Source organism: Candidatus Thiopontia autotrophica (assembly GCF_982804495.1).
Map to the genome: position 1 here is coordinate 121,823 of NZ_CEYDPX010000001.1, position 3,837 is coordinate 125,659.

Sequence of the window (3,837 nt, forward strand, 5' to 3'; positions counted from 1 at the left end):
TAGGATGTTTCGGAACGCGCAACGAAGTGGAGCGGTAATCCATGCACCCGAACCAGATTGAATTAGAATTAAGTGATGTAATAAAGATTTTAGGATAGGTTAAGAGACGATGAGCGCAGCACCGACAGAAGATCAGATAATGCTCTTTTCTGGTAACTCCAATCCGGAGTTGGCCAGCGCTGTCGCACGTAATTTGAGCCTAAAGCTGGGGCAGGCAACAGTCGAACGTTTCAGCGATGGTGAGGTGATGGCCGAGATCCGGGAAAATGTTCGTGGACGTGAGGTTTATGTGCTTCAGTCAACATGTGCTCCAACCAATGACAACCTGATGGAGCTGTTGGTGATGGTCGATGCATTGCGTCGTTCCTCGGCAAAGAGAGTTACAGCTGTGATTCCATATTTTGGGTATGCACGCCAGGATCGTCGTCCGCGTTCAGCACGGGTACCTATTACAGCGCGCCTGGTTGCAGATATGATCAGCCGTTCTGGAGTGAACCACGTTTTAACAATTGATCTGCATGCAGATCAGATCCAGGGGTTTTTTGGAATTCCGGTAGATAACATTTATGCATCTCCCCTGTTGATGGGAGATATCTGGAGGCATGAGTACCCCAATTTGATTGTGGTCTCTCCGGATGTTGGCGGTGTTGTGCGTGCGCGTGCAATTGCCAAGCTGTTGGGCGGCCTTGATCTTGCAATTATTGATAAACGTCGTCCTGCTGCAAATGTCGCCAAGGTGATGAATATCATCGGTGATGTTGAAGGAAAATCATGTGTTTTGGTTGATGATATGGTTGATACAGCAGGAACCCTCTGCAAGGCGGCCAAGGCCCTTAAAGAGCATGGTGCGGCAAGGGTAAATGCATACTCTACCCATGCAGTACTTTCCGGTCCTGCGGTTGAGAATATCACCAACTCCGAACTGGATGAGCTGGTAGTAACAGATACCATTCCGCTGAGTAACGGAGCGTCTGAATGCTCAAGGATTCGCCAGATCTCGGTAGCAGAGTTGTTGGCAGAGACAATCCGCAGAATGCATACAGGAGAATCTGTTAGTTCGCTCTATATGGATTAGATAGGTAAATTTGTTGTTTTGTATTATTGGTGGCCAATATTGAACAAGCCGCCGTTTTGGAGATAGAAAGATGAGTAGTAGTTTTGAAATGAGTGCAGCACCGCGTGGTGATCTTGGTAAAGCGGCAACACGTCGTCTGCGCCATTCTGGCCAGGTTCCCGCAGTAATTTACGGGGATAACAAAGAGCCTGCATCAATTATGATGGTTCACGATGATCTGATGCATAACCTGGAAAATGAGGCCTTCTATAGCCATATTCTCTCTATAGAGGTTGATGGCAATAAAGAGGACGTAGTACTTAAGGATCTCCAGCGTCATCCAGCCAAGGCAAAGATTCTTCATGCTGACTTTATGCGAGTCAGTAGCAAGAGTGAGATGAAAATGAATGTTCCTCTCCACTTTATAAATGAGGAAGCTGCACCAGGAATCAAGGATGGTGGAATACTTAGCCGACTGATGACCGATGTAGAGATCAGCTGTCTTGCTTCTAACCTGCCTGAGTTTATTGAGGTTGATCTAACCGGCCTTGAGGTTGGTGATTCTGTTCAGCTTTCACAACTTGTTCTGCCAGAGGGTGTAACCATTACCGCACTTGCTCGTGGCGATGACCATGACCAGGCAATTGCAACTGTTCAAAAGGTTCGTGCAGTTAAGGAAGATGATGAAGTTGTTGCTGAGGCAGGCGCCGAAGGTGAAGATGCTGAAGGTGCTGACGAAGCAGATTCTGAGGATTCTGGAGAGGAGTAACTCTCTAAGAGCTGGCCATGAGTGAGAATATCTCTCTAATTGTTGGCCTCGGTAATCCCGGATCAAAGTATGAACCAACCCGGCATAATGCCGGGTTTTGGTTTCTGGATCTGATTGCAGAGAGACATGGCGTCAAGTTTGGGATGGATACCAAACTTCATGGCGAGGTTGCCAGGATTGCCATTGATGGTAAGCAGATATGGTTATTAAAGCCGACAACTTTCATGAATCGGAGCGGGCAAGCAGTCTCTGCTCTGGCTGGGTACTATAAAATTCCGGTAGAGTCAGTGCTGGTTGCACATGATGAGCTCGATCTACCTCCGGGGCAGTTGCGCATAAAGCAAGGCGGTGGCCATGCCGGCCATAATGGTCTGCGGGATATTATTGCCCATATGGGGAAAGAGTTTATCCGCCTTAGAGTTGGAATAGGGAGACCTGACCACCCCGGTCCAGTAACGGATTATGTATTGGGCAATCCAGGTAAGTTGTCACGACAGATGATTGATGATGCCCTGGACGATACAGAACTGATGCTGGATAAAATTGTCGGTGGTGAAATGGCAAAGGCCATGAACAGGCTGCATGGTCGTGGCAAGGTATAACAGACAAGAGTCAACAGGTATAAAATTATGGGATTCAAATGTGGAATAGTCGGTCTGCCAAATGTGGGCAAATCGACCCTCTTTAATGCGCTGACCCAATCCGGTATTGATGCCGAAAACTATCCATTCTGTACCATAGATCCAAATGTGGGAATGGTTCCAATGCCTGATGCACGACTTGATGCGCTCGAGAGTATCGTAAATCCGGAGAAGGTAATCCCCACCACCATGGAGTTTGTAGATATTGCTGGTCTGGTGGCTGGAGCATCAAAAGGAGAGGGTCTGGGTAATAAATTTCTTGCAAATATTCGTGAGACAGATGCTATTGGCCATGTTGTGCGTTGCTTTCAGGATGAAAATGTCATCCACGTATCAGGAACGATTGATCCAGCAAATGATATTGAGATAATCAATACAGAGTTGGCGCTGGCAGATCTTGAGACTGTTGAAAAGGCAATTGCCCGGGTTGAAAAAACTGCCCGTTCAGGAAACAAGGATGCGCTCGCAAGAAAAGAGTTTCTGGATAGCGTTAGAGACCATCTGGACGGTGGAGATCCGGTACGCTCCATGCAGTTGAATGAAGATGATCTGGATGGCCTCCATGAACTTCATCTGTTAACTATCAAACCAACTATGTATATCGCCAATGTTGCAGAAGATGGATTTGAGAACAATCCATACCTTGATAAGGTGCGTGAAATTGCAGAGAGTGAAGGTGCTGAGATAGTTCCTGTATGTGCCTCAATTGAGGCTGAGTTATCAGAGCTTGATGATGAAGAGAGGGCCGAATTCCTGCAGGAGATGGGGCTGGATGAGCCAGGACTGAATCGTGTTATTCGTGCCGGATACCAACTGCTGGGTCTGGAGACATACTTCACTGCCGGGGTAAAAGAGGTGCGAGCCTGGACCTACGAGAAAAACTCCACTGCACCACAGGCGGCAGGGAAGATACATACCGATTTTGAGCGTGGATTTATTCGTGCAGAAGTTACAGCATACGATGACTTCATCACTCATAACGGAGAGCAGGGTGCCAAGGAGGCCGGTCGTCTTCGCCTGGAGGGGAAAGAGTACATTGTGCAGGATGGGGATGTGATCCACTTCCGTTTCAATGTCTGAAACTGTTGTCGAAGAGGCGGCGTTTCTATATAATGCGCCCTCTTTTATGGCCATGTAGCTCAGCTGGTTAGAGCGCAGCACTCATAATGCTGAGGTCGGTAGTTCAAGTCTACCCATGGCTACCATACAATCCACAGAATCATGGTTGGTTGCATTGATTTTGTTGTCTAAAACTACCGACCAAATCGGCTAGAGCCGATTACGGTAGTGGGCGGCAGAGCCGCCTCAGCATAGCTGATCAAGTCTACCCATGGCTACCATACAATCCACAGAATCATGGTTGGTTGCATTGA

Annotated in this window: 4 protein-coding genes and 1 tRNA gene; all 5 read left to right on the forward strand. The window is 47.7% G+C overall.

Annotation, left to right across the window (positions count from 1 at the left end; all coding sequences use genetic code 11):
* Nucleotides 1-109: 109 nt before the first annotated feature.
* The 5 genes from AC3ZFK_RS00705 (at nucleotide 110) to AC3ZFK_RS00725 (ending at nucleotide 3,669) form a co-directional block, all read left to right on the forward strand.
* Nucleotides 110-1,075, forward strand: a complete 966-nt coding sequence (locus AC3ZFK_RS00705; protein ID WP_487505856.1) for a ribose-phosphate diphosphokinase — start codon at nucleotides 110-112, stop codon at nucleotides 1,073-1,075.
* A 70-nt stretch (nucleotides 1,076-1,145) separates the two neighbouring features.
* Entirely contained in the window at nucleotides 1,146-1,823 is a 678-nt protein-coding gene (locus AC3ZFK_RS00710) for a 50S ribosomal protein L25/general stress protein Ctc (protein ID WP_487505857.1), read from the forward strand.
* A 17-nt stretch (nucleotides 1,824-1,840) separates the two neighbouring features.
* A complete protein-coding gene (gene pth, locus AC3ZFK_RS00715) occupies nucleotides 1,841-2,425 on the forward strand; it encodes an aminoacyl-tRNA hydrolase (RefSeq protein ID WP_487505858.1) in 585 nt (194 codons plus the stop codon).
* Between the two features lie 27 nt (nucleotides 2,426-2,452).
* A complete protein-coding gene (ychF, locus tag AC3ZFK_RS00720) occupies nucleotides 2,453-3,544 on the forward strand; it encodes a redox-regulated ATPase YchF (RefSeq protein WP_487505859.1) in 1,092 nt (363 codons plus the stop codon).
* Between the two features lie 48 nt (nucleotides 3,545-3,592).
* Nucleotides 3,593-3,669, forward strand: a tRNA-Met gene (locus tag AC3ZFK_RS00725).
* Nucleotides 3,670-3,837: the final 168 nt, after the last annotated feature.